Here is a 24283-nt window from a genome sequence, read left to right as displayed (position 1 = left end):
GAGTCACCTCCACCATGGTTCCCCCACTGATCGAACTCACCGGAGCCACCAAGCGGTTCCCGAGCGGGTCCGGGTCCGTGCACACGGCCGTCCGCGATCTGACCATGACCGTCCAGCCCGGCGAGTTCGTCGCCGTCGTCGGCCCCACCGGCTGTGGCAAGTCGACGACGCTCTCGCTGGTCTCCGGCCTGCAGCCGCCGTCCGCCGGCCGGGTGCGGGTGAACGGCGAGGACGTGAAGTCCATTCCGGACGGGGTCGGCTACATGTTCCAGACCGACGCGGTGATGCCGTGGCGTTCGGTGCTGGAGAACGTCGCTTCCGGCCCTCGGTTCCGCGGCGTGCCGAAGGCCGAGGCCCGCGCGCAGGCCGTCGACTGGATCGCCCGGGTGGGGCTCGCCGGGTTCGAGAAGTACTACCCGCACCAGCTCTCCGGCGGCATGCGCAAGCGCGTCGCGCTGGCCCAGACGCTCGTCACCAAGCCGAAGATCCTGCTGATGGACGAGCCGTTCTCCGCGCTCGACGTCCAGACGCGGGCGCTGATGCAGGACGAGCTGCTGCGGCTGTGGTCCGGTTCGGGTGCCGCGGTGATCTTCGTGACGCACGACCTCGACGAGGCCATCGCGCTGGCGGACAAGGTCGTCGTCCTGACGTCGTCGCCCGCCACCGTGAAGGACGTCTTCGAGATCCCGCTGGAGCGGCCGCGCAAGGTCGAGGACCTGCGGCTCACCGAGGAGTTCCGCAAGCTCTACGCCGACATCTGGGAATCACTGCGCAGCGAGGTCGACAAGGCCCGTGAGAAGGGAGCGAGCAATGTCGCTTGAGACCTCGACCGGGGCGCCGTCGGGTGGGCGGGAGACGGTACTGCCGGTCCTCGAGACCGAGCAGGACATCCTGGCCCGCGCGAAGCAGGCCACGGCCAAGCGCAGGCGCAACATCTGGCTGCTGCGCCTGGCGATCGTCGTCGTCTGGCTGGGCAGCTGGGAGCTGACCGCCACGTACTGGATCGACCCGTTCTTCTACTCGAAGCCGTCGAAGATCTGGGAACGGCTCGTCGAGTGGTTCAGCGCCGGGACCGACTTCGGCTCGATCTGGTACCAGATCCTGGTGACCGTCGAGGAGGCCGCGATCGGCTTCGTCATCGGCGCCATCTTCGGCGTCGTGTTCGGCGTGGTCCTCGGCCGCAGCGCGTACCTGGCGCAGGTGCTGGCGCCGTTCATCAAGGCCGCCAACGCGTTGCCGCGCATCGTGCTCGCCGCGCTGTTCGTCATCTGGTTCGGGCTCGGGCTGTCGTCGAAGGTCGCGACCGTCGTCGTGCTGGTGTTCTTCGCGGTGTTCTTCAACGCCTTCACCGGTGCCCGCGAGGTCGACCGCAACCTGATCGACAACGCCCGCATCCTCGGTGCGACCCGCGGCCAGGTGCTGAAGTCGATCGTGCTGCCGAGTGCGACGTCGTGGATCCTGTCGTCGCTGCACGTGGCGTTCGGTTTCGCGCTGATCGGCGCGGTGGTCGGCGAGTACACCGGCGCGAAGGCCGGCATGGGCTTCCTGATCGCCAACGCGCAGGGCACGTTCGACACCGCGGGCGTGTACGCCGGGATGCTGATCATCACCGTCGTCGCGCTGCTGGCCGAGTGGGGGATCAGCACGCTGGAGGGCAGGCTGCTGCGGTGGCGCCCGCCGTCCGCCTCCGAAGCCGCGATCAAGGCGGTCTGACATGCGTCTCAAAAGGACAGTCGGCGTGGTGGCCGCGGTCGCCGTCGCCGCGGCCGGGCTCACCGCCTGCCGCGACTCGCGGGAGATCTCGCTCGGCACCGGCGGGCAGCCGCACGTCAAGATCATGGTCGGCGGCCTGTCGAAGGTGATCTACCTGCCCGGGCAGCTGGCCCAGCAGATCGGCGCCTACAAGAAGCAGGGCCTGGACGTCGAGCTCTTCGACCAGCCGTCCGGGGCGAACGCCGAGACGTCGCTGCTGGCCGGCGAGGTGCAGGCGGTCGTCGGGTTCTACGACCACACGATCGACCTGCAGGCCAAGGAACAGTGCATCGAAAGCGTCGTGCAGTTCGCGAACGTGCCGGGCGAGGCCGAGATGGTCGCGACCAAGAAGGCGGGCGACATCAAGTCGGGCGCGGACTTCAAGGGCCGCAACCTCGGTGTCACGTCGCTGGGTTCGTCGACGGACTTCCTGACCAAGGCGCTGGCCGCGCGCGGCGGCGTCAGCTCGAAGGAGTACACGCCGGTGAAGGTCGGCGCCGGGCAGACGTTCATCTCGGCGATGAACCAGGGCTCGATCGACGCCGGGATGACGACCGACCCGACGATCGCGCAGCTGACGAACACCGGCCAGGCGAAGGTGCTCTACGACATGCGCACGCCGGAAGGCACCAAGGCGGCGCTGGGCGGTCTGTACCCGGCGAGCTCGCTGTACATGGGCTGCGAAATCGTGAAGCGCTATCCGGACATCGTGCAGAAACTGGCCAATGCGTACGTCGAGACCCTGAAGTGGATTTCGTCGCACACGCCGGACCAGGTCGCCGCGATGATGCCGCCGTCGTTCGCCGGCGGGGACAAGGCGCTGTACGTGAAGTCGCTCGAGGACAGCCTGCCGATGTTCACCAAGGACGGCCGGATGGACCCGGCCGGGGCGCAGAACGTGCTCAAGGTGCTCGGTGCGTCGTCGAGCAACGTCAAGCCGAAGAAGGACAAGATCGACCTGTCGAAGACGTACACGACCCGGTTCGTGGACGCCGCGCACGCGCAGGCGCAGCAATAGCCCCGCTCACCTGACCGGGCGGTAGGTGAGCGACATGGACCCGTGAAGGCCTCTTCCCCCGCGGAGGCCTTCACGGGTCTTTTCGTTCATTCCCGCGTAAATACGGCAAATGGTGAGTATTTCCCGGAATGTGAAGACCCTTCGAAAGTAGCTACCTTCTCGCGGGCGCGAATCCAACACTGGGCACACACGGCTTTCCCCGGTCCCCCTCGGTGAACGGAGTCCCCGCATGTCCAAAACCCTTCGCGTCCTCACGGCGATCGCCGCCGCAGCCGCCGGTCTCGCCGTCTCCGGCACGGCCCACGCCGCCGTCGAGTACGGCGCCCACTTCCACGGGAACCAGTTCTCCGGCGGCAACTGGGGCGGTTACGTCAGCTTCGGCAGCTTCACGACGGCGACGGCGAGCTGGACGGAACCGTCCGTGAGCTGAACGTCCACCAACGACCTGTTCGCGCCGTGGGTCGGCATCGACGGCGACGGATCGTCCACTGTGGAGCAGACCGGCGTCGAGACCGACTGCTCCAGCGGGCGTCCGGTGTATTCGGCCTGGTACGAGATGTACCCGGCCGCGCCCGTGTACTACAGCGTTTCGGTCAGCGCGGGCGACCACATCACCGCGACGGTGACGCGCACCGCCACCAACACCTACCGGCTGGACCTGGCCGACACGACCAAGGGCTGGTCGAAGAGCACCACCAAGTCCCTGACGTCGAAGCACGCGTCGGCGGAGGCGATCATCGAGTCGCCGACCGACTCGTACCCGTCGATCTCCGGCGGCATCAAGTTCACCGGCGTCAAGTTCAACGGGACGAACCTGGCCTCGACGAGCCCGTCCGGCCTGAACGCCGACGACCGGGGCCGCTACACCTGGAGCCCGAGCGCCGTCGGCTCCGACGGCCAGAGCTTCACGATGACCCGCCACTGAGTCGGATCGAGCCGGGTCACTTGAGGTTGTTGATCGCCCACGCGACGACCATGACCGCCAGCACCAGTGAGATGACGGCCTGCAGCATCATCGTCATCTTCGCCCAGATCCGCAGGGGCATCACGTCGGTGGGGCTGAAGGCCGCCGCGTTGGTGAACGAGAAGTAGAGGTAGTCCAGGTAGGACGGTTCCCAGTCCCGGTGCGCCAGGTCCGGGTCGGCCATCTGCGGGAACTGCAGGTCGGGGAATTCGGCCCGGCCTGCGGCCCGCCGGCCCGGGCCGCCCCGGTCGAACTCCCAGTACCAGAGCGAGAAGGCGACGATGTTCGTCCAGTAGACGATCCCGCCGGTGACCAGCACGGCCCCGGCGCGGTCGCCGATCGTCGCCGTGGCGATGGCGTAGACGAGGCTCGCCGCCGACCAGGCGTTCACCACGGTGACGATGGCGACGATGAGCAGCGAGATGGTCCGCTCGATGGCGCTGAACTGCGACATCCGGCCCGGGTTGACCAGCAGCAGGGCGACGACGAGCAGCACGGAGACGCCGGGCAGCAGCCACCACGGGTGCAGCGCCATGTCATCGGGCAGGACGACCTGCAGGACGAGCGTCGCGACGACGACGCCCATCGCGGGCCAGCGGGTCTCGCCGGACGTCCGCCGCCGCCACGCGGGAAGTGCCTCTTCTGTCACGCGCTCAAGGTAGGACGGCGACGCCGCGCTAGCCAGCCGGTGCGGTCGCCACCTCGCCCGGCAGTTTCCTCGCCACGTCCGTCCGCGAACGCGCGCCGAGCTTGCGGAGCACCTTCGCCACGTGCTGTTCGACCGTCCGCGGCGAGAGGAACAGCCCGTCGGCGATCTCGCGGTTCGTCCGGCCCTCCGCGAGCATTCGCGCCACTTCCCGCTCGCGCGGCGACAGTTCACTCCCGTATCCGCGCCGTCCGCGCTGGGATGGCGCCCAGGCGCCGTGCTCGCGCAGCTGGTGACGGCAGCGTCCGGCGTCGCGGGTCGCCCCGAGCTGCTCGTACGCCTCGGCCGCCGCGGTCAGCTCGTCGACGGCCGAACGGTTGCCCGCCGCGAGGCGGCACATCGACGCGCGTTCGCGCATGGCCGTCGCGGGGTACGGCATCGGCAGGGCCGCGTAACCCGACACGGCTTCGTCGTACAGCGTCGCCGCGGCCAAGTGCTTGCCGCGTGCTTCGAGCAAGACCGCACGACCCGCCACGAGCGCGGCCGCGGCCACCGGCGCGTCCCGGCCTTCGATGCCGCGCGCGAACGCCTCGACGACGTTGTCGGCCTCGGGCCAGCGCCCGGCCCGCGCGTACGCCTGCGCCGCCACCGGGACCAGCGCGGCCGCCCAGATCCAGACGCCCTTGCGCCCGGCGGCGGCCATCGCGGTGTCGGCCGCCGCGCAGGCGCCGTCGACGTCGTCGGTCGCCAGCAGCACCGAGATCAGCACCCCCGCGGCCGACAGCACCACGGGGATCGGGCCGCGATCCGGCGCGTGCACGCTCGCCGAGGTCAGGTGCCGCTGCGCCGCGGCGAACTCCCCGCGCACCGCCGCGAGCCCGCCGAGCACCAGCGACGACTCCATGACGATCGGGCCGAGCTCCGGGTAGCTGTCCCGCAGCTGCTCGGCGGCCTCGGCCAGGCCGGTCCAGCGCCCGCGCACCCAGTCCAGCCGGACGCGGGTGCCCTGGATCAGGCCGATCGCGTACAACGCGCCGGCGTCGGTCGCCCGCCGGACGCCTTCGGTCACCAGCCGTTCGGCGCGGTCGAGGTGCCCGGCCCAGGACTGGCCGTCGGCCAGGTTGCACCACAACCGGGCCAGCTGGACGCGCTCAGCGACGGTGCCGACCGTGTCCGACAGCGCTTCGAACTCCGCCCACGCCGAGCCGTCGCCGACGTGCGAAGCGGCGGCGATGCGGTCGGCGGTCAGCGCGAGCCGCAGCTCGGGGTCGTCGAGCCGCTCGTACACCTCGCCCGCGCGAGCGCGCCAGGATTCGTGCCACGACACCGGTGTCAGCCCGTCGATCGGCTGGGCGAGCAGGGTGATCCCGCGAGCGGCGAGGTCCGGCCGGTCGGTCAGCTCGCCGACCGCGCGCTCGACCTCCAGCCGGCCGCGGCCGAGCCCGCCGATGGTCCGGACCAGCAGCATGCCGAGGCTCAGCCGGATCGAGCCGCGGACCGACGGCGGCAACGTCACCTCTTCGAGGACGCGCTGCAGCGTGCCGAGCACTTCGGGGCGAAACCCCCGCAGCGCGACCTGGCTCAGCTTGCCCGCCACGCGCCCGACGTCGGCCTGGGCCGGGCCGGGTTCGGCGAGCACCGACTGCAGGAGGTCGATCGCGCGGGACGTCTCGCCGCGCGTGATCGCCTCGTCGGCGGCGGCCTCCGCGTAGTGCCGCCACTGGTCGACGCGGCCGGCGGCGCGGGAGTGCCGGGCCAGCAGCGTGAGCGGCGGGGACGGCTGCGCGGCGAGCACGCGGATCGCCTGCGCGTGCAGCAAAGCGCGTTCGGGTCCGCTCACGGTGTCGTAGACCGCCTTGCGGGCCAGCGGGTGCCGGAAGCCGTACTTGCCGTCGCCGACCTCGCCGAGCACCCCACCGGAAAGGGCGTCGAGCAGCGCGGTGCGGAGGGTGTCGCCGGAGAGGCCGGCCAGTTCGCCGAGCACGTCGGCCTCGGCGCCGACGCCGAGCACCGCGGCCGCGCCGGCCAGCCGCACCGCCGGCCCCGGCAGCGCGGAAAGCCGGTCGGTGACGGCTTCCCGCAGCAGGACCGGGACTTCGAGGTTTTCGAGCAGGCGGTCGGAGAGGACCTCGCCGACCGGGAGCCGGTCGGCCGCTTCCTTCAGCGCCCGCAGCGTTTCCTCGACGACGAACGGGATCCCGGCCGTGCACTCGTGCAGCTTGGCCGCGAAGTCGTCGGTCACCCGGGGCAGTTCGAGGAGGCCGGCGGCCAGCTCGCGCACCGCCGCGACGTCGAGCGCGCCGAGCGCCACGCGGGCGGAATGAACCGCCGGATCGGTGCGGAAGGCCGCCCCCCGGGTCGCCGCCCCCGCCTCGGGCGCGGACCGGTGGGCGGTGACCACCGCCAGCTCGGGCGGCATCGTGCCGGCGAGGAACCGCAGGAAGTCGCGGGTGTCCTCGTCGGCCCACTGGAGATCGTCGATCAGCAGAAGCGCCGGTCCGCAGGCGGCCAGCAGCTCCCGCAGGGCGCGGAACACGCGGTGGCGCTCGGCGACCGGGTCGGCGAGGGGTTCGGGTCGCGGGGGAAGCGCTTCCGCGAGTTCCGGCAGCAACGGCCGCAGCACACCGGCGACCGGGCTGAGCGGCCCCAGCGGCCCGGCACCGACCGCGCGAAGCGCTTCCAGGACGGGCCCGTAGGGAAACGGTTCACGCAGCGGCTGGCAGGCGCCGGTGAGCACCCGGCCGCCGTCGAACTCCTTGCGGCGCCCGATCTCCGCGAGCAGCCGGGTCCGGCCCATGCCCGGCTCGCCCTCGATGAGAATGGCGGCCGGGCGCCTCCGCAGGACGGCGACGATGGCGTCGAGCTCGGTGTCGCGGCCGGTCAGCCGGGCGGGTCCGGACCGGACGGACACCGAGGTGGGGCGGGGGGTGGTCAGCCACATATGACCCTCCTCGACGCGCACACTGTTGCTCCTGGGGGTCCAGGGGGCTTGCCCCCGGCTGGGTCTGGGGCTCGGCCCCGGAGGACGCAGTGCGCGGGAGCCTAAGCAGCGCTGATCCGTCCGTAAACCTTTCACCGAATACGTGGCCGGTGCTGTCCTCACACGTCCGCCTACCGATCGTCACCGGTTTGCTGCGGGATCCGGGGGGATCGGGTCACCGTGCGTGCGAAACGCGGGCCGATCGCACGTTCGAACGTCACTTCACGCGTTCGAGTGCAGCTGGCGGCTACGGAAAGTAGTTCACGGAAACCCTACTTACGGACCTGTCCGACCGGGTGACGCCCGGCGCTTGAGTCCGGCCGGAGCAGGGGATTCGTCCTCGGTGAATGCGTATACCCATTCGCCGGGCGCCCGGATTGCACCGTAACGCCCACTGCGGGGACGCTCACTCGGGGGAGTACCACTGCGTGGCCGATGCAGAGCCGCGCGTAACCATCTAGGGAGAAGCATGAAGATCGCGAGACTTCTCGGTGCGGCTGCCACCGCGGTGATGGCGACGGGCGCGCTGGCCGCGACCGCCGTCCCCGCGTCGGGCCAGGACCTGCTGAACCCGGACATGGTGCCCGCCATGCAGCGGGACCTCGGCCTGACCCACGACCAGGCGCTCGCGCGGCTGAAGAGCGAGGACGTGGCGAACAAGGTCACCGAGTCGCTCACCGCGGCGCTCGGCGACGCGTTCGGCGGCGCCACCTACAACGCCGCCACGGGCAAGGCGCACGTCACCACGACGAACGCCGCGCTGGCCGGCAAGATCCGCGAAGCCGGTGCGGAAGCCGAAGTGGTGCGGTTCAGCGCCCGCCAGCTCAACTCCACTGTGGACAGGCTGAACGCCGCCGACAAGGCCGCGCCCGCCGCGATCACCGGCTGGGGCGTCGACGACGCCACCAACCGCGTCACCCTGGACGTGCTGCAGGGCCAGCGCGCCGCCGCGACCGCGTTCCTCGTCAAGTCCGGTGTGGACTCCGCCGCGGTGGCGATCCGCGAAACGGCGTCGGTGCCGACCACCTACGCCAACATCCGCGGTGGGGACGCCTACTACATCGGCGGGTCGTCGCGCTGCTCCGTCGGGTTCTCGACGACCACCGGTTTCCTCACCGCCGGCCACTGCGGCGCGCTCACCGGCGGCGGGTCGCTGACCGGGTCCAACGGCGCGGCGCTCGGCAGCTGGATCACCTACCGCTTCCCGGGCAGCGACTACGCGGCGGTCCGCACCAACAGCAACTGGACCCCCGTCGCGCAGATGAACAACGGGACCGCGGTGCGGGGTTCGTCGAACGCCGCGACCGGCTCGTCGGTCTGCAAGGCCGGCTCGACCACCGGCTGGACCTGCGGCACCATCGGCGCCAAGAACCAGAGCGTCCGCTACTCCGAGGGCACGGTCAACGGTATGACCGCGACCAACGTCCGCTCGGCGGCCGGTGACTCGGGCGGCGGCTTCATCGCCGGCAACTACGCGCAGGGCCTGCTGTCCGGCGGCAACACGTCCGTGACGTACTTCTTCCCGATCGCCCCGGCGCTGTCGGGCACCGGCACGACGCTGAAGACCAGCTGAGTCGTTCTCAAGACAGCGAAAGGGCGGGTTCCGGGCGCCTCCAGCGCGTCCGAAACCCGCCCTTTTTCCTCGCCGCGGGAATGGGAGGTTCAGGGGTCAGACGTTGCTGATCTCCTCGATCAGCCCGTCGACGTCGAAGTGCGCGCTCTCTTCGCCGAGCGGCACCAGTTCGGTGGACGCGTCCAGGAAGGTCCGGACGTCCTCGACTTCGAGCTCGAACGACGCATAGCCGTCCGGTGACTCGATTTCCAGGGTGAGGAAGTCTTCGTCATCGGAGAGATCCGGGCGGATCCGGACGTCGCCGAGGCCGGCCGGCTCGTCGAGCCCGGCCACGAGCAGGTCACGCGCGAAGGTCCACTCGATCCACCGGTCGCGTTCGGTCCGGAAGGCCACGGTCACCGCGAAGGGTTCGTGGGCGTGGTAGGACAGGCGCGACAGGACGGGCGTGGTGCTCTCGTTCAGCAGCACGAACTGGCTCTGGTGTACGGCGTCGGTGTGCACGGCCCCTCCTGGAGTCTCGCGGTGGTTCGCGCGGCGCGAACTGTTCGGCAAGGAGATGACCAGGGCCAACGGTCATGACGGAGAAACTCTCACGTTCACTTGATCGGTTGCATCCGTCCATTGTGGTGTAACACCGGGCACATACCCCTTGCGCTCAGGCGGACACGGCTGGTGACGGTTCGCGCAGGGCGGTGGGCAGCTTCTTCCGCAGCACGACCAGCGCGGGGACCGCGGAGGCGCAGGTCAGGGCGAGGATCGACCAGGTCAGCGCGTTGCTCGCGCTGAGCAGGGTGGCCAGCAGGCCCGGCGCCAGCGCGATGGGCAGGCCCCAGGAGAGCTGGAAGATCGAGCTGGCCCGCCCTTCGGCCCCCGGCGGAGCGGCCGCGGCGGCCGCCGCGGTGGCGGTCGGGCCGAAGAGTGCCTCGGCGATCGAGAAGCCGAGGCTGGTGAGCAGGATCAGCGCGGTCGCCACCGGCAGCGAGACGGCTTGCAGCGGGATCAGCAGCGCGAAGCAGAGGGCGAAGAGAACGGCGGCCCCGATGAGCCCGGCGGTCCGGCTCCGCCCGGCGAGCAGCCCGACGATCGGCCGCTGCCCGGCGACGACGACCACGGTCCCCACGGTGATGGCGGTCCCGGCGATCCACTGTGGACCATGCAGCAGATCGCGCACGACGATCGGCAGCACGGAGAACTTGCTCGCGCTGGCGAGGGTGAAGGCCATGTGGGTGACGCAGAACCCGGTGAAGGCCCGATCGCCCAGCACCGCCCGCCAGCTCCCAGGCCGTACTTCCGCCGCGAGCTCACCGCCGCCGGCTCCCGCGCCGGCAGAGCGGCCTGCCGCGGCTGGTCGTGAGTGGTAAGGCGGGTTAGCACCCGCGTTACCACTCACGACCCGCGGGAGCAGGCGGATCAGCACTGCCGCCACTCCGAAGCTCGCCGCGTTCACGTACGCGAGCAGGTGGAACGCCCACGGGCTCGTGATCGTCGGCAGCACCGCCATCGCCGCCGCGCCGATGCCCGCCCCCGCGAACCGGCCGACGGTCTGCGTGGCCAGCACGCGGTCGGTTTCACCGCCGGTGGTGAGCCGGGTCACCATCGGCGCGTTGCACGTCCAGAACAACCGGTCGCCGAAGCCCGCCACCGCCGACACCACGACCACCTGCCAGCTCGTGTGCGCCAGCGGGTAGGCCGCGAACGCGGCGAGCCGCACCAGGTTGCCCGCGATGAGCAGCGCCCGCGGGCCGAAGCGGTCCATCGCCGCCCCGGTGGCCGGCCCGGTCACCAGGGCCAGCAGGGCACCGGTGGTCAGCGACGCGCCCGCGTCGACCAGGCCCATGCCCTGCCCGTGCACGAGGAACAACAGGGCGAACGGGACCCACAGCCCGCTGCCGAGCGCGTCGATCAGCGTCGCGGCCAGAAAGATCCGAAGCATGCCTCCCCCAGCGGGACAGCTTACGGGTCGAGCGGGAGGCTGAGGCCCACCTTCACGCGATCCATCGTCACGCTCGTCGTGAAGTGCCGGACGTTCGGGTTGTCGAAGAACATCCGCCGGGTGAACGCCTCGAAGCCCGCCATGTCCGGGCACGTCACGATCAGCACGAAGTCCGCCGTGCCGGTGACGTAGTAGCACTGCTGGATCGCGTCCTCGGCCAGGACCTGGCGGCGGAACCCGTCGAAGACCGCGAGGTTCTCCCGCTCCATCTCGACCGTCACCACGAACGTCATGCCCAGCCCGAGCGCCTCCGGCGACAGCACCGCCACCTCGCGCTCGATGACGCCCGCCTCGCGCAGCCGCTTGATCCGCCGCTGCACCGCCGCGGCCGAGAGCCCGACCTTCGCGCCGATCGTTTCGGCGATCGTGCGGGCGTCCGCCTGGAGGCAGGCGAGGATGGCGATGTCCAGCTGGTCGAGGTCGGGTGTCCGCACCCCAGCAGGCTAACCGGCACCCCCGACAATTCGCCGCCGTTCACCCCTCCGTGACGTCGCTCACTACTCCCTCCGCGGGGAAGATGAAACAACTTTTAACGTGAGCTGGAACACAACTGACGGGTCTACCAGGGGGTAGCCCATAGAAGTGGTAGACCAGCCGGTCGCTCTGCCAACCCGCCGGCGTGGGGAGGCTCTCCCGTGCCCGCACCTGCCGCCGTGTTGACCGGTCTCGGTTCCTGGTTGCCGACGAAAGTCCTGGACAACCACGAAATCGCCGCCCGGCTCGACACCTCGGACGAGTGGATCCGGACCCGTACCGGGATCCGCGAACGCCGCGTCGCCGGGCCCGGTGAGTCCACTGTGGATCTCGCGGTCGGGGCGGGCCGCGAAGCGCTCGGGGGCACGTCCGCCGACGCCGTCGTCCTCGCCACCTCCACGCCCGACCAGCCCTGCCCGGCCAGCGCACCGCAGGTCGCCGCCCGGCTCGGGCTCGGCACGGCCGCGGCGTTCGACGTCAACGCCGTCTGCAGCGGCTTCGTCTACGCTCTCGCCACGGCCGCCGGCTTCATCGCGGGCGGGCTGGCCGAACGCGTGCTCGTGATCGGCGCCGACACCTTCACCACGCTCATCGACCCCAACGACCGGACCACCGTGCCGATCTTCGGCGACGGCGCGGGCGCGGTCCTGCTGCGCGCCGGCGAGGCCGGCGAGCCGGGCGCGTTCGGCCCGTTCGACCTGCACAGCGAGGGCGAACACGCCGACCTGCTGTGGGTCGAGGCCGGCGGCGCCCGGAAGCGGCTTTCCGATACCCCGGCCGACCGGTTCCTCGCCATGCAGGGCACGGCCGTGTTCCGCCACGCCTGCGCGCGGATGGCCGAGTCGTCGCGCACGGTCCTGGACCGCGCGGGCTGGATGGTCGGCGACGTCGACCGCTTCGTCGGCCACCAGGCGAACATCCGGATCCTCCAGGCGACGGCGAAGCAGCTCGGCATGCCCGCCGACGCCGTGGTCGCCAACATCGACCGGGTCGGCAACACCAGCGCCGCGTCCATCCCGCTCGCCCTGGCCGACGCCCGCGCCGACGGCACGCTCGTGCCCGGTCACCGCGTCCTGCTCAGCGCGTTCGGCGCCGGCCTGACCTGGGGTTCGACCGTGCTGCGCTGGCCGGACCTGGGTCAGCCGTCCTGAGGGCCGGTCGTCCAGGTCGGCGTCGCCTCCGCGCGGCCGCGCAGCTCCAGCTCACCGTGCTTCTCCCAGTGGGCGGCTTCGCCCGGCAGCGCCCCGGAGACGACGGCGTCACTGGCGAGCACCCGTGACGGGACCGCCTTGGCGAGTTCGGTGAGCCGCGCGGCCTCGTTGACCGCGTCGCCGATCACGGTGTACTCGAGCCGGCTGCTGGTGCCGAGCTGCCCGGCGAACACCGGGCCGCTGGAGACGCCGATGCCGAGGTCGAGCTCGCCGGCCTCGCGCACCGCGTCCCGGATCGCCCGCGCCGCGGCCAGCGCGGCCGTCGGGGCGTCCGCGAGCCGCGTCGGCGCGCCGAAGACGCACAGCGCGGCGTCACCCTGGAACTTGTTGACCAGGCCGCCGCGCGCGTTGACCGCGGAGACGACCGCGGCGAACAGCCGGTTCAGCTTCCCGACCAGCTCCTCCGGCGGGGTGCGGTAGGCCAGCGCGGTCGAGTCGACGACGTCGACGAACAACGCCGTGACCTCGCGGACGTCGCCGGAGAGGGACGCACCGTACTCCAGGGCGTGCCGGGCGACGTCGGCGCCGACGTGCCGGCCGAACAGGTCCCGCATCCGCGCCTGTTCACGCAGGCCGGCGGCGAGCTGGTTCACCGAGGTCTGGAGCAGGCCGATCTCGCTGGAGTCGTCGACGTCCACGGCGACGTCGTTGTTGCCGCGCGCGATCTCGTCGAGCGCCACGCGCAGCTGGTGCAGCGGCGCCGCGACCGCCCTGGCCAGCAGCGCCGTGCCGATCGCGCCGACGCCGAGGCCGATCACCGACAGCATGATCAGGCTCGCGGTGTGGTCGCCCGAGCCCAGCTCCGGCGGGGTGGCGATGAGCAGCACACCCACCAGCGGGACCCCGCTGGCCAGCGCCCAGGTGACGACCAGCCGGGTCAGCACGGTGACCGGCAGCGAGCCGCGCGGCGGCAGGACCTCCAGGGCGATCGTCATCACCGGCCGCGCCACCCACTCGGCGGCGAGGTAGGTGAGCCCGACGGTGGTCAGGCCGCCCAGGCCGATCACCGTGGCCATGCCGACGGCGTCGTCGCTCGAACCGAGCGTCCCGGCGAGCGTGGTGAGGACGACGGTGCCGATGAGCCAGAGCGTGCCGCTGACCACCGCCATGTCGACCGGCAGCCGCAGCGCGCGCCGAGCCTCGCTTTCCGACGGCGGGCGGCCGAGCACGAACCAGATCACGGTGCGGCGCTGCAGCCACGCCGTCCACAGCGTCCCGGCGAGCAGCGCCGCGGCGACGATGCCGGCCGCGGTCAGGCCGAGCACCCAGCCACGGTCGCCGACGTCGTTCGGCAGGCCCTGCACCACCAGCAGCAGCGCGACCACGCCGGAGCCGGCGACGCTCGAGCCGAGCCCCAGGCCGGCGAAGCCCAGGCTGGTGCGCAACACCACCCGGAAGTTCTTCACGGCGATCTTGCGCACGGCGTTGATCGTACGGCCGAAAATGCGTGGCCACCGCTCTTCCCCGATGGCTACGGTGCGGATCATGGAGTCACTCGGCCAGGAGGAGATCCGGGCCTCGTTCGTCAACTGCACCCGCGGCGAGGCCAAAGGCGTGACGCTGCCCGCCCGGCCCGAAGAAATTCCGTGGGAGCAGCGGGAGTTCCTCGGATGGCGCGACCCGAAGGCACCCGCGCGCGCCTACCTCGTGCTGCCTCACGGCGGTGAGGTCGTCGGGCTCGCCCTGCGCGCGGCGCCGCCCCCGAAGTCACGCCTGCGCAGCAACATCTGCGGCTTCTGCACCACGATCCACGGGCTCGCCGACATCACGCTGTTCTCGGCCAAGCGCGCCGGGAAGCCCGGCCGCGAGGGCAACACGCTGGGCATCTACGCCTGCGGCAACCTGGCGTGCTGCCGGTACGTCCGCGGCGACCTGAAGTCCGACGTCCCGCAGCCGTTCGAGACGCTCACGCTCGAGGAGCGCATCGCGCGGCTGGAGGAGAAGCTGCACAAGTTCGTGGCGCGGGTGCTGGAGTCGCGTTAGAAGCGGTACCGCACGATGTGCGCGGTCCGGGCCAGCGGCGGGAAGACCTTCAGCATCCGCAGTTGGAACCGGGTGATCGGGCCCAGCTTGGCCAGCACCTCCGGCGTCGCCCAGTGTCCGGCGTCCAAAGAGGACTCACACGTGAGGCCGCAGTGCTCCAGCTCGCGCGGGTCGTTGACGCCCTAGTACAGCGTCGCGCCCGCCTTGCGCACCGGCGCGTTGAGCTTCTGGGTCTTGATGGCCGACCGGCTGAAGAGGTCGCAGATCAGCTCGCCCGACGGGAACTTCCCGGCCAGCCGGCGGAACAGTTCCGTGCCGGTCTCGGGCTTCAGGTACATCGTGAGGCCCTCGGCGACGATCAGCGCGGGCCGGTCCGCCGGCACCTGGTCGAGCCACTCGAAGTCGGTCACCGACGAGCCGATGTGCGTGTGGTTCGGCGCCTGGGGATACAGCTTTTCGCGCAGCTCGATGACCTCGGGGTAGTCGACGTCGTACCAGTGGACGGTCTCCGGCGGCGCGAGGCGCTGGAACCGCGTGTCCATGCCGCAGCCCAGGTGCAGCACGATCGCGTCCGGGTGGGCGCGCAGGTATTCGGCGGCCCAGTCGTCGATCGGCTTCGCCCGCAGGACGACCGACACCGCGCGGTCGGGGGAGATGCCGATCTTGGTGAAGTCGTAGTCGATCCGGCGGACGGCGTCGTCGGCCGCCTTGTCGCCGAGGATCGGGCGGGAGCTGCGGTAGTCGAGCGCGCGGCCGTACAGCGTCGCCAGGTTGGTGGCCTTTTCTTCGGTGAAGTGGACCTTATCCATCACAACCCCCAGAAGTTTCACAACGTTGTGAAAAGTCTAGCGCGTTTCGGGGTGGGCGGCGTAGTCGTGCGCGTAGGTCTTGGCGTCCACCAGGTGCTTGAGGGTCAGCTCGCGCGCGGCGTCGGGATCGGCCCGGCGGATGGCGTCGAGGATGGCGCGGTGGTCGGCGACGGCCTTGCGGATCTGCCCGGGCAGCCGCAGCGCCGCCCGCCGCTCCTCGCCGACCAGGGCGAGCACGGACCGCAGCAGCCCGGCGACGTCGTCGTTCCCGGCGTTCTGCGCGATCACCCGGTGGAACTCGGCATCGGCGGCGATGACGTGCAGCATGTCCCCGGCCTCGGCGGCCTGCGCCATCTCCGCGACGTTGTCCTCGAGCCGGCTCAGCACTTTCGCCGTCGCCTGCCCCGCCAGCCGGCCGGCCAGCGTCGGCTCGACCGTCGCGCGCAGGTCGAACAGCTTCTCGACGAGCTGGTCGTGCTCGGTGAACCAGGTCCGCAGCGGCTGTTCCTGCTGCTCGCGGACGTAGGTCCCGGAGCCCGCGCGGATTTGCACGTACCCGATGGAGGCGAGCACGCGCAGGGCCTGCCGCAGCGACCCACGGCTGATCCCGAGTTCCTCGCACAGCGTGCGTTCGGCCGGCAGCCTGCTCCCCGGCGCCAGCTCGCCGGAGTCGATCAGCGACCGCAGGCGGTCGACGGTCGCGCTCCAGACCTGCTCACTGTCCACGCGCTCATCTTCTCAGCTCGCGGAACTCCCGGGGGTGGCTGTCACGATCACGGCAGGACCGCGCGGTTCACGGGCCATGTCCGGCGGGACCGGTCCCCGCGGCCCGGACGTACCGTCGTGGCTCGACGACCGGGGGAGCGACATGACCAAGCTGCGCCTGGCCGGGATCGGGGCACTCGGTCTCCTGCTCACCGCCTGCGGCGGTGCGGTGCCGCCGTCCCAGCCGACGCCCACGACCGCGCCGCGGACCACGGCCACGACCGCGAGATCCTTGGCGACCGTCCTCGGGGAAGCGGAGGTCGCCAAGCTGGATGCGATCGGCAGCGTGCTGGCTTCCTGCGTGCCGGATCTGTCCCGCTGTTATTCCTCCGCGGCCGTCCTGCGCTCGGGCGTCGCCGAGGCGCAGGCCAAGAGCAAGGCCGACCCGGACGCCTCCCGCTACGCGGACGCGGTCCAGAAGCTCGGCGAAGCCGGCCGGCGGGCGGAAATCCTGCAGGGGTGCGAAGCGTGGTTCACCAGCAATGGTGCCGCTCGCAGCGGGAAGAACGCCGGCTGCTCCGGCGCTTTCGACGATGCCGGGGCGCTCCTCGGGCAGGTCCGGGTCATGAGCTAGCCCGGTCCGGACCGGGCTGATCCGCTCGGCCCGGAAACTGTCGGGGGTGGCTGCCATGATCACCGGCATGGACATCCTGGGGGCCTGGGTCCGCGGCTGGGCGGTGTCGCGGGCGACACCGGCACCGGTCGCCGAGCTCGACGGGTACCGCGTCGAGGTCGGCCTGCCGGGGCACCGGGTGCGCTACTTGCTGCGCGCTCCGGCGACCGTTTCCGCTCGGGCCCGCACGGTGGCCGCGCCGGGCACGTGGCTGAAGACGTGCGGCTCGCGGTCCGCGGTTCTGCCGGCCCTGACCCCGGCGTGGACGGCGGGCGAGACGGAGTACCTGATGGCGTTCGAGGGGCCGATGCCGCCGGTCGCCGTGCCGCCGGGCTATGCGGTGACGGTGCTCGGCGACGGCCCGGCGTGGGACGTGGTCGTGTCCGCCGGCGGGGAACCGGCGGCCCGGGGCCGGATCGCGGTGGCCGGCGGTGTCGCGGTGTTCGACAAGATCGAGACGGAGCCGGCGCACCGGCGCCGCGGCCTCGGCCGGGTGGTGATGCACCGGCTGGCCGAGGCGGCGGGAGCCCGGTCGAGCGCGCTGCTGGCCTCCGAGGCCGGCCGCGGGCTGTACCGCGCACTCGGCTGGCGCGTGGTGTCCGACGTCGTCCCCGCGCACGTCCCGGAAGGAGCGGCATGACAGCACGGTTCAAGGACCTCGCCCTGGACGCGAACGACCACCAGGCACTGGCGGACTGGTGGTGCCGCGCGCTCGGCTACGTCCGCCGCGACGCGTTGACCGGCGACACCCGCCCGGACGACTGGCCGGTCCCGATCGTCGACCCGGCCGGCCGCGGGCCGCTGATCTGGCTCAACCCGGTGCCGGAACCCAAGACGGTCAAGAACCGGATGCACCTGGACGTCTTCGGCGACCCGGCCGAGCTGGTGGCGATGGGCGCGACGCTGGTCCGCGAACGCGGCGGCGACACCGGCTGGGACCAGCTGGCGGACCCGGAGGGCAACGAGTTCTGCGTCTTCACGCCGGAGGTGACTGTCTGACCTGACACATCTGCGTCGCGGGAGTGGCCCACGGTGCTTAGGCTCCGCACGTGATTGCTTCATGACGTGGTGGCACGCCCTGATCATCGTGGTCGCCGGGATCTGGGCGGGGACCATCAACGCCGTCGTGGGGTCGGGGACGCTCGTCACCTTCCCCGTGCTCGTCGCGCTCGGGTATCCGCCCGTGACCGCCACCACCTCGAACGCCATCGGCCTGGCGCCCGGCACACTCAGCGGTGCCTGGGGTTACCGGCACGAGCTCACCGGCTATTGGCGGCAGACCGCCAAGTTCGCCGTCGCGTCCTTCCTCGGGGCCATCGGCGGCACCATCCTGCTGCTCTCACTGCCGAAGGACGCGTTCGAAGCCGTCGTTCCCGTGCTCGTCGGCCTGGCCGTGATCCTCGTGATCATCCAGCCGAAGGTCTCGAAGTGGGTCGCGCAGCGGCGCGAGGAAAACGGGACCGAGCACAAACCCGGGCCGCTGCTGATGTTCTTCATCTTCCTCATCGGCATCTACGGCGGGTACTTCACCGCCGCGCAGGGCGTGATGCTGATGGCCGTGATGGGGATGCTGCTGTCGGAGCCGCTGCAGAAGCTCAACGGCGTCAAGAACGTGCTCGCCGCCGTCGTCAACCTGGTCGCCGGGCTCATCTACGCGTTCGTCGCGCCGGTCAGCTGGGCCGTCGTGCTGTGGCTGGCCGTCGGCTCGACCGCCGGCGGCTTCCTCGGCGCGAAGATCGGCCGGAAGCTGCCGCCGGCGGTGCTGCGCGGCGTGATCGTGGTGATCGGCGTCGCCGCCGTCATCCAGCTGGTGGTCAAGCAGTTCGCGAAATGAACTCGCGCGCCGCGGCGAGGAACAGGTCGTTCTCCTCACGGGTCCCGATGGTCACGCGGACGCCGTCGCCGGCGAACGGGCGCACCACCAGCTTGCGGTCCAGCGCGTGCTCGGCGAACGGGACGGCCTGGTCACCGAGCGGCAGCCAGACGAAGTTCGCCTGCGTGTCCGGCACCCGGTAACCCGCTGCCAGCAGCGCTTCCCGCACCCGCCCCCGCTCGACGACGATTTCCTGGCAGCGGGCCAGCAGCTCGTCGGCCGCGTCGAGCGAGGCCAGCGCGGCCACCTGGGCCAGCATGTTCACCGAGAAGGCCACGTACACCTGGCGAAGCGCGTCCGCGATCGGCTCGGGGGCGACCGCATAACCGACGCGGAGGCCCGCAAGGCCGTACGCCTTCGAGAACGTCCGGAGCACCATGACGTTCGACCGGCTGTGCGTGTACTCGACGCCGTCGGGCACCTCGGGATCGGTGACGAACTCCTTGTAGGCCTCGTCCAGCACGACCAGCACGTGCTCGGGCACGGCGGCCAGGAACCGCTCCAGCTCGGCGCGGCGCACCGCCGTCCCGGTCGGGTTGTTCGGGTTGCAGATGAAGACCACGCGCGTCCGGTCGGTGATCGCCGCGAGCATCGCGTCGAGGTCGAGCTCCTGGCCTTCGGTGATCGGGACCTTCACCGAGACGGCGTTCGCGACCTGCGTGACGATCGGGTACGCCTCGAAGGAGCGCCAGCCGAAGATGACCTCGTCACCGGGCGCGCACACCGCCTGGATCGTCTGCTGGCACAGCGACACCGAGCCGCAGCCGATCGCGACGTGCTCCACCGGCACGTCCAGCTCGCGCGCCAGCCGCTCGCGCAGCACCTGCGAGCCGGTGTCAGGGTAGCGGTTGATGCCCGCGGCGGCCTCGGCGATCGCCTGCGCGACGCTCGGCAGCGCACCGCCGGGCACCTCGTTGCTCGCCAGTTTGATCGCGCCTTCGATCGTCCGGCCGGGGACGTATTTCGGCAACGATTCGAGATCGGGACGCGGGGACACGGACGGCATCTTCGGCGCTCCTGGAGATCGGCGGGACGACCCGCTCACCGTATCTTTTCCGGCCGCCACCCCGCGACCGCCTTCAGGCGGGCCGGCCTCGGCGACCTGCGTCACCGGGCTTCCTCCCGTTCACCTCCAGGTGGTTGGGTGAGGCAATGACGTCGACCTCCACCGTGGACTACCAGCGCACCGGCGGCCGCACCCTGCGCCTGACCTTTTCGGAACCCGAGGGCGCGCTGCGCGGCGGCTTGGTGGTGCTCCACGAGGCCGACGGCGTCACCGACGGGGTCCGGCTGCTGCTCGCCAGCCTCGCCACCGAGGGCTGGCTGACCGTCACCCCGCACCTGGAGAACGACCGCCTCACCCAGCAGGACCTGCTCGACGCGACCGACCTCACCCTCGCCTGGCTGGTCGAGCGGGGCGTCCAGGCCGACCTGCTCGGCGTGATGGGCTTCGACCTCGGCGGCAGCGCGGCCCTCGTCGTCGCGTCGCACCGCAAGCTCGGTGCCGCGGTCAGCGTCGGCGGGCAGCAGTCCGTCGAACTCCCCGCGCTGGTCGAGATCGCCGGGCGGCTCACCAGCCCGTGGCTCGGCATGTACGGCGACGCCGGTGACGAGGCGGGCGGCGCCGAAGTCGAGCGCCTGCGCGACGCCGCCGCGTCGGCGAAGGTCGCCACGAACGTCGTCCACTACCCGGGCGCGAACCACCGCTTCGACGCCGACCCGGGCGCGGCGGCGGAAGCCTGGCAGCGCACGCTGAACTGGTTCGACGCGCACCTGCGGTAAGTGTGGGCGGGCGCCACTGTTCGCTGGGTTGCCATGGCGGTTCCGACCACGGTGACTTCCGGATCCGAGGGATTAGGCTCGGGGCGTGACGCACACCGCCGACGCCCCCGAAGTGCTCTGGCGCCCCGAGCCGGGCCATGTTGCCGACACCAAGATCGAAGCCTTCCGCCGGTGGCTGCGCGCCGAGCGCGGTGTGGAGGTGGACGACTACCGCTCGCTGTGGGAGTTCTCGGTCGAGCGCGGCCCGGACTTCTGGGCGGCGATCGCGGACTTCCTCGGCGTCCGCTGGCACGACCAGCCGGGTGAGGTGCTTTCGGGCGGGATGCCGGACGCCGTCTGGTTCGAGGGCGGCACGCTGAACTACGCCGAGCACGCGCTCACCCCCGGCGTCGCGGGCGCCGCGAAGGCCGACGACGAGACGGCGGTCATCTTCCACCGCGAAGACGGCTTCGCGAGCCACCTGACGTACGGCAAGCTTCGCGCGCAGGTCGCCGCGGCCCGGGCCGCGTTCCTCGAACTGGGCGTCGGCAAGGGCGACCGGGTCGTCGCCTTGGCGCCGAACTGCCCGCAGACGCTGGTCGCCTTCCTCGCCGCGGCGAGCATCGGGGCCATCTGGTCGTCCTGCTCGCCGGACTTCGGCGTCCGCGCGGTCGCGGACCGGTTCGTGCAGATCGAGCCGAAGGTGCTCTTCGCGGTCAACGCCTACGCGTACAACGGCCGCCAGTTCGACATCCGGACGACGATCGCCGACCTCCAGGCGCAGCTGCCGTCGCTCGCCGCGACCGTGCTCGTCGAGTACGTCGGCGAGGGCCGGATGGACGGCGCGCTCGACTGGGACGAGCTGCTCGCGCAGCACGCCGGCGCGCCGCTGCTGTTCGAGCCGGTCGAGTTCGCGCACCCGCTGTGGGTGCTGTACTCGTCGGGGACGACCGGCCTGCCGAAGGGCATCGTGCACGGGCACGGCGGCATCACGCTGGAGCACCTCAAGGCCCTCGCGCTGCAGACCGACCTCGGGCCCGGCGACCGGTTCTTCTGGTTCAGCACCACCGGCTGGATGATGTGGAACTTCCTCGTCTCCGGCCTGCTGGTCGGCACCACGATCGTGCTCTACGACGGCAGCCCGGGGTTCCCGGACCTGAACGCGCTCTGGCACCTGGCCGAGCAGCACCGCGTCACCTACTTCGGCACGTCGGCGCCGTTCATCCAGAGCTGCCTCAAGGCCGGCCTCGAGCCCGCCGAGCGCTACGACCTGACCGGCCTGCGCGCGCTGGGCTCCACGGGCGCGCCGCTGAGCGTCGAAGGCTTCCGGTGGATCGTCGACGAGGTCGGGAAGAACGTCCAGATCTGCTCGGTCTCCGGCGGCACCGACCTGTGCGCGGCGTTCGTCGCGTCGGCGCCCGACGTCCCGGTGTGGCTGGGTGAGCTGTCCTGCCCGGCCCTCGGTGCCGCCGTGAACGCCTTCGACGAGGCGGGCAACGCCGTGGTCGAGCAGGTCGGCGAGCTGGTCATCACGAAGCCGATGCCGTCGATGCCGGTGTTCTTCTGGAACGACCCCGACGGCTCGCGGCTGCGTGAGGCGTACTTCGAGATGTACCCCGGGCTGTGGCGCCACGGGGACTGGATCCGGATCACCGACCGAGGCTCGGCGGTGATCTACGGCCGCAGCGATTCGACGCTCAACCGCGGCGGCGTCCGGATGGGCACGGCGGAGTTCTACCGGGTCGTCGAGGGCTACGACGAGATCGCGGATTCCCTGGTCGTGGACACCTCGGCGGCGGGGAACGAGGATGGTCAGCTGATCTGTTTCGTGGTGCTCGCCGGCGGCGTCGCGCTCGAAGACGTCGAGCCGCGGCTGCACAAGGAGCTTCGTAGCGCGCTGTCACCGCGCCATGTACCCGATCGGTTTGTCGTGGTTTCCGAGATTCCTCGTACCTTGAACGGTAAGAAGTGTGAGGTACCGGTGAAGAAGATCCTCGCCGGTGTGGCTCCCGACCGGGCCGTCAGCCGTGACGCGCTGGCCAACCCGGCGGCGCTGGCGCCGTTCGTGGAGCTCGCCGGGGGGTAGATGGGGGAAGCATGATCATCCACGGCGGGTTGTACGGGTGGTGACGGGGACACGCGCGCAGATCACCTGGAAGGCGGCCGGGGCCACCACGGTCGGGGTGATCACCTGGGTGACCCGGCTGGCGGGGCTGATGACCCTGGGCTCGATCCTGATCCCGGCCGGGCGGCGCAGCCTGCGCGGGCACCTGGCCGAGTGGCTGGAGCTGCCGCAGGAGGCCACGGTCGCCGCGGCGACCGTGGCGCTGGTCATGGGCGTGCTGCTGGTGATGCTGGCCGCGGGGCTCCGGCGTCGCAAGCGCCGGGCCTGGCAGCTGGCGGTCGGTGCGACGGTGCTGCTCACGATGTCGCACCTCGGGCTGAAGCACGTCTTCGGCGCCGGCCTGGTGTCGGTGGTGCTGCTGGTGGGCCTGATCGCGAACCGGCGCTACTTCGTGGCGAAGCCGGACCCGGTGGTCGGGCGCTGGCGGGCGGTGCGGGTCTTCGTCCAGCTGGCGATGGCCGGGTTCGTGATCAACGTCATCCTGCTGTCCGTGGCGCCGCACACGGCCCTGGAGCCGATGGGCTTCGGCGACCGGCTCGCGGAGTCGGCGCTCGCGCTGGTCGCCGCCAGCGGGCCCGCGGTGTTCCACCAGATGTGGCTGGAGGACCTCACCGCCGCCGTCGGCCTGCTGTTCGGCCTCGCCGCCCTCCTGGTTTCGGCGTACTTCCTGCTGCGCTCGGCCGAGCCGGCGCCGCGGCTGAGCGACGAGGAGGTCGCGCGGCTGCGCCGGCTGCTGGACGAGCACGGCGAGCGGGACTCGCTCGGGTACTTCGCGCTGCGGCGGGACAAGTTCGCGGTGTTCTCGAAGACGGGCAAGGCCGCGGTCACCTACCGCGTGATCGCCGGGGTCGCGCTCTGCTCGGCCGACCCGCTGGGCGACCACGAGGCCTGGCCGGGCGCGATCGAGGAGTACCTGGAGGTCTGCCGCCGCGGCGGCTGGGTCCCGGCGGCGATGGGTGTGTCGGAGCTCGGCGCGACGGTCTGGGCCCGGTTCGGCCTGGAGGTCCTGGAGATCGGCGACGAAGCCGTCGTCGACGCGGCCGGCTTCACCCTGGACGGCCGCACCATGCGCGGCGTCCGCCAGGCGGCGGCCCGCACCAAGCGCGCGGGCTACAAGGTGCTGGTGCGCCGGGCCGAGGACCTGCGTCCCGGCGAACTGGCCGAACTGGAGGTCCTGGCGGCCACCTGGCGCGGAACGGACACCGAGCGCGGCTTCTCGATGGCGCTGGGCCGCATGGGCGACCCCCGTTCGGTCCTGGTGACAGCCGAGCAGGGCGGCCGCGTCCGCGGCGTGCTCCAGTTCGTGCCGTGGGGACCGACCGGGCTCTCCCTGGACGTCATGCGCCGCGACCGCACGGCCGACAACGGCGTCAACGAGCTGATGATCTCGGAGCTCCTGCTGGCGGCAAGCCGCCACGGCGTCTCCCAGGTCTCCCTGAACTTCGCGGCGTTCCGCGCGCTGATGGAGCAGGGCCAGCGCATCGGCGCGGGCCCGGTCGCCAAGTCGGCGGCGAAGGTGCTGCACTTCTTCTCGCGCTGGATCCAGATCGAGACGCTGTACCGCTTCAACGCGAAGTTCCAGCCGCGCTGGGTGCCCCGCTACTTGGTGTATCCGGGGGTGCGCGAACTCCCGCGCGTCGGCATCGCGACGTTCGAGGCCGAAGGCCTGGGCGGCCGCTCTCCGCGCCTGCTCAGGCTGCTGCGCCGAGCGTGAGGGGGGTGCTGTCGAAGGGGGTTCGGGGG

25 protein-coding genes are annotated in these 24283 nt (G+C 71.4%); 15 read left to right on the top strand and 10 right to left on the bottom strand.

The window, feature by feature from the left end; all coding sequences use genetic code 11:
• The first annotated feature begins 14 nt into the window (after positions 1-14).
• The 5 genes from AB0M30_RS00215 to AB0M30_RS00195 all read left to right on the top strand — a co-directional run bounded on the left by AB0M30_RS00215 (position 15) and on the right by AB0M30_RS00195 (position 3695).
• The gene (locus AB0M30_RS00215; RefSeq protein ID WP_285987722.1) at positions 15-821 is read left to right on the top strand and encodes an ABC transporter ATP-binding protein; all 807 of its coding nucleotides are present in this window, start codon (positions 15-17) and stop codon (positions 819-821) included.
• A complete protein-coding gene (locus AB0M30_RS00210; RefSeq protein ID WP_360166221.1) occupies positions 811-1713 on the top strand; it encodes an ABC transporter permease in 903 nt (300 codons plus the stop codon). Before AB0M30_RS00215 ends, AB0M30_RS00210 begins: the two co-directional genes overlap by 11 nt.
• Before the next feature lies 1 nt (position 1714).
• Positions 1715-2770 carry an ABC transporter substrate-binding protein gene (locus AB0M30_RS00205; RefSeq protein WP_364577969.1) on the top strand — a complete coding sequence of 352 codons (1056 nt, stop codon included), beginning with the start codon at positions 1715-1717 and terminating at the stop codon, positions 2768-2770.
• A 229-nt stretch (positions 2771-2999) separates the two neighbouring features.
• On the top strand, positions 3000-3200 hold the full coding sequence (locus tag AB0M30_RS00200) for a hypothetical protein (RefSeq protein ID WP_364577966.1): 201 nt from the start codon (positions 3000-3002) through the stop codon (positions 3198-3200).
• Between the two features lie 15 nt (positions 3201-3215).
• Positions 3216-3695 (top strand): G1 family glutamic endopeptidase, encoded by a 480-nt coding sequence (locus AB0M30_RS00195; RefSeq protein ID WP_364578721.1) that lies wholly within the window; start codon positions 3216-3218, stop codon positions 3693-3695.
• Positions 3696-3711: 16 nt separating this feature from the next.
• Here the strand turns inward: AB0M30_RS00195 and AB0M30_RS00190 are convergent, their stop codons facing one another.
• Both AB0M30_RS00190 and AB0M30_RS00185 read right to left on the bottom strand, forming a co-directional pair.
• Positions 3712-4320, bottom strand: coding sequence for a hypothetical protein (locus tag AB0M30_RS00190; RefSeq protein ID WP_364578720.1), 609 nt, complete (start codon positions 4318-4320; stop codon positions 3712-3714).
• A 91-nt stretch (positions 4321-4411) separates the two neighbouring features.
• Positions 4412-7321, bottom strand: a complete 2910-nt coding sequence (locus AB0M30_RS00185; RefSeq protein WP_364577964.1) for an AAA family ATPase — start codon at positions 7319-7321, stop codon at positions 4412-4414.
• A 508-nt stretch (positions 7322-7829) separates the two neighbouring features.
• On the opposite strand from AB0M30_RS00185, the gene AB0M30_RS00180 reads away from it, so the two are divergent.
• On the top strand, positions 7830-8933 hold the full coding sequence (locus tag AB0M30_RS00180; RefSeq protein WP_364577961.1) for a S1 family peptidase: 1104 nt from the start codon (positions 7830-7832) through the stop codon (positions 8931-8933).
• A gap of 96 nt (positions 8934-9029) precedes the next feature.
• Here AB0M30_RS00180 and AB0M30_RS00175 read toward each other — a convergent pair whose 3' ends face one another.
• From AB0M30_RS00175 to AB0M30_RS00165, 3 genes are all read right to left on the bottom strand, one after another.
• The gene (locus AB0M30_RS00175; RefSeq protein WP_364577959.1) at positions 9030-9434 is read right to left on the bottom strand and encodes an SsgA family sporulation/cell division regulator; all 405 of its coding nucleotides are present in this window, start codon (positions 9432-9434) and stop codon (positions 9030-9032) included.
• 154 nt (positions 9435-9588) lie between these two features.
• Complete coding sequence (locus AB0M30_RS00170; protein WP_364577956.1) at positions 9589-10866, bottom strand: MFS transporter; 1278 nt, start codon at positions 10864-10866, stop codon at positions 9589-9591.
• A gap of 20 nt (positions 10867-10886) precedes the next feature.
• Positions 10887-11360: an Lrp/AsnC family transcriptional regulator gene (locus AB0M30_RS00165; protein WP_103341683.1), complete on the bottom strand. Its 474-nt coding sequence runs from the start codon at positions 11358-11360 to the stop codon at positions 10887-10889.
• A gap of 201 nt (positions 11361-11561) precedes the next feature.
• On the opposite strand from AB0M30_RS00165, the gene AB0M30_RS00160 reads away from it, so the two are divergent.
• Positions 11562-12551, top strand: a complete 990-nt coding sequence (locus AB0M30_RS00160; RefSeq protein ID WP_364577953.1) for a beta-ketoacyl-ACP synthase III — start codon at positions 11562-11564, stop codon at positions 12549-12551.
• On the opposite strand, the gene AB0M30_RS00155 is transcribed toward AB0M30_RS00160, so the two are convergent.
• A complete protein-coding gene (locus AB0M30_RS00155) occupies positions 12539-14032 on the bottom strand; it encodes an adenylate/guanylate cyclase domain-containing protein (protein WP_364577951.1) in 1494 nt (497 codons plus the stop codon). The genes AB0M30_RS00160 and AB0M30_RS00155 overlap by 13 nt on opposite strands.
• Before the next feature lie 64 nt (positions 14033-14096).
• Here AB0M30_RS00155 and AB0M30_RS00150 point away from each other — a divergent pair, with 64 nt between their 5' ends.
• Complete coding sequence (locus tag AB0M30_RS00150) at positions 14097-14594, top strand: FBP domain-containing protein (protein ID WP_364577948.1); 498 nt, start codon at positions 14097-14099, stop codon at positions 14592-14594.
• Here the strand turns inward: AB0M30_RS00150 and AB0M30_RS00145 are convergent.
• The 3 genes from AB0M30_RS00145 to AB0M30_RS00135 are packed head-to-tail and all read right to left on the bottom strand — an operon-like array spanning position 14591 to position 16129.
• Complete coding sequence (locus AB0M30_RS00145; protein ID WP_364577945.1) at positions 14591-14722, bottom strand: hypothetical protein; 132 nt, start codon at positions 14720-14722, stop codon at positions 14591-14593. The genes AB0M30_RS00150 and AB0M30_RS00145 overlap by 4 nt on opposite strands.
• Positions 14723-14776: 54 nt before the next feature.
• Positions 14777-15403: a class I SAM-dependent methyltransferase gene (locus AB0M30_RS00140; protein ID WP_364577943.1), complete on the bottom strand. Its 627-nt coding sequence runs from the start codon at positions 15401-15403 to the stop codon at positions 14777-14779.
• Positions 15404-15439: 36 nt separating this feature from the next.
• A complete protein-coding gene (locus AB0M30_RS00135) occupies positions 15440-16129 on the bottom strand; it encodes a FadR/GntR family transcriptional regulator (protein ID WP_364577940.1) in 690 nt (229 codons plus the stop codon).
• Between the two features lie 142 nt (positions 16130-16271).
• Here AB0M30_RS00135 and AB0M30_RS00130 point away from each other — a divergent pair, with 142 nt between their 5' ends.
• From AB0M30_RS00130 to AB0M30_RS00115, 4 genes are all read left to right on the top strand, one after another.
• The gene (locus AB0M30_RS00130) at positions 16272-16742 is read left to right on the top strand and encodes a hypothetical protein (RefSeq protein WP_364577938.1); all 471 of its coding nucleotides are present in this window, start codon (positions 16272-16274) and stop codon (positions 16740-16742) included.
• Between the two features lie 55 nt (positions 16743-16797).
• On the top strand, positions 16798-17421 hold the full coding sequence (locus tag AB0M30_RS00125) for a GNAT family N-acetyltransferase (RefSeq protein WP_364578718.1): 624 nt from the start codon (positions 16798-16800) through the stop codon (positions 17419-17421).
• Positions 17418-17780, top strand: a complete 363-nt coding sequence (locus AB0M30_RS00120; RefSeq protein WP_364577936.1) for a VOC family protein — start codon at positions 17418-17420, stop codon at positions 17778-17780. Before AB0M30_RS00125 ends, AB0M30_RS00120 begins: the two co-directional genes overlap by 4 nt.
• 61 nt (positions 17781-17841) lie before the next feature.
• The gene (locus tag AB0M30_RS00115) at positions 17842-18615 is read left to right on the top strand and encodes a sulfite exporter TauE/SafE family protein (RefSeq protein ID WP_364577934.1); all 774 of its coding nucleotides are present in this window, start codon (positions 17842-17844) and stop codon (positions 18613-18615) included.
• On the opposite strand, the gene hisC is transcribed toward AB0M30_RS00115, so the two are convergent.
• Entirely contained in the window at positions 18596-19660 is a 1065-nt protein-coding gene (gene hisC, locus AB0M30_RS00110; protein ID WP_364577931.1) for a histidinol-phosphate transaminase, read from the bottom strand. The two genes, AB0M30_RS00115 and hisC, sit on opposite strands and share 20 nt — an antisense overlap.
• A 146-nt stretch (positions 19661-19806) precedes the next feature.
• Here hisC and AB0M30_RS00105 point away from each other — a divergent pair, with 146 nt between their 5' ends.
• The 3 genes from AB0M30_RS00105 to AB0M30_RS00095 all read left to right on the top strand — a co-directional run bounded on the left by AB0M30_RS00105 (position 19807) and on the right by AB0M30_RS00095 (position 24254).
• Positions 19807-20436, top strand: coding sequence for a dienelactone hydrolase family protein (locus AB0M30_RS00105; RefSeq protein ID WP_103341690.1), 630 nt, complete (start codon positions 19807-19809; stop codon positions 20434-20436).
• An 85-nt stretch (positions 20437-20521) separates the two neighbouring features.
• Positions 20522-22501: an acetoacetate--CoA ligase gene (locus AB0M30_RS00100; RefSeq protein WP_364577928.1), complete on the top strand. Its 1980-nt coding sequence runs from the start codon at positions 20522-20524 to the stop codon at positions 22499-22501.
• A 37-nt stretch (positions 22502-22538) separates the two neighbouring features.
• Complete coding sequence (locus tag AB0M30_RS00095) at positions 22539-24254, top strand: phosphatidylglycerol lysyltransferase domain-containing protein (RefSeq protein ID WP_364577926.1); 1716 nt, start codon at positions 22539-22541, stop codon at positions 24252-24254.
• Positions 24255-24283: the final 29 nt, after the last annotated feature.

The organism is Amycolatopsis sp. NPDC051716 (genome assembly GCF_040681595.1).
GTDB lineage: Bacteria > Actinomycetota > Actinomycetes > Mycobacteriales > Pseudonocardiaceae > Amycolatopsis.
Note: the sequence above shows the minus strand (reverse complement) of the source record. Positions and strands in the feature narration are given on the sequence as shown.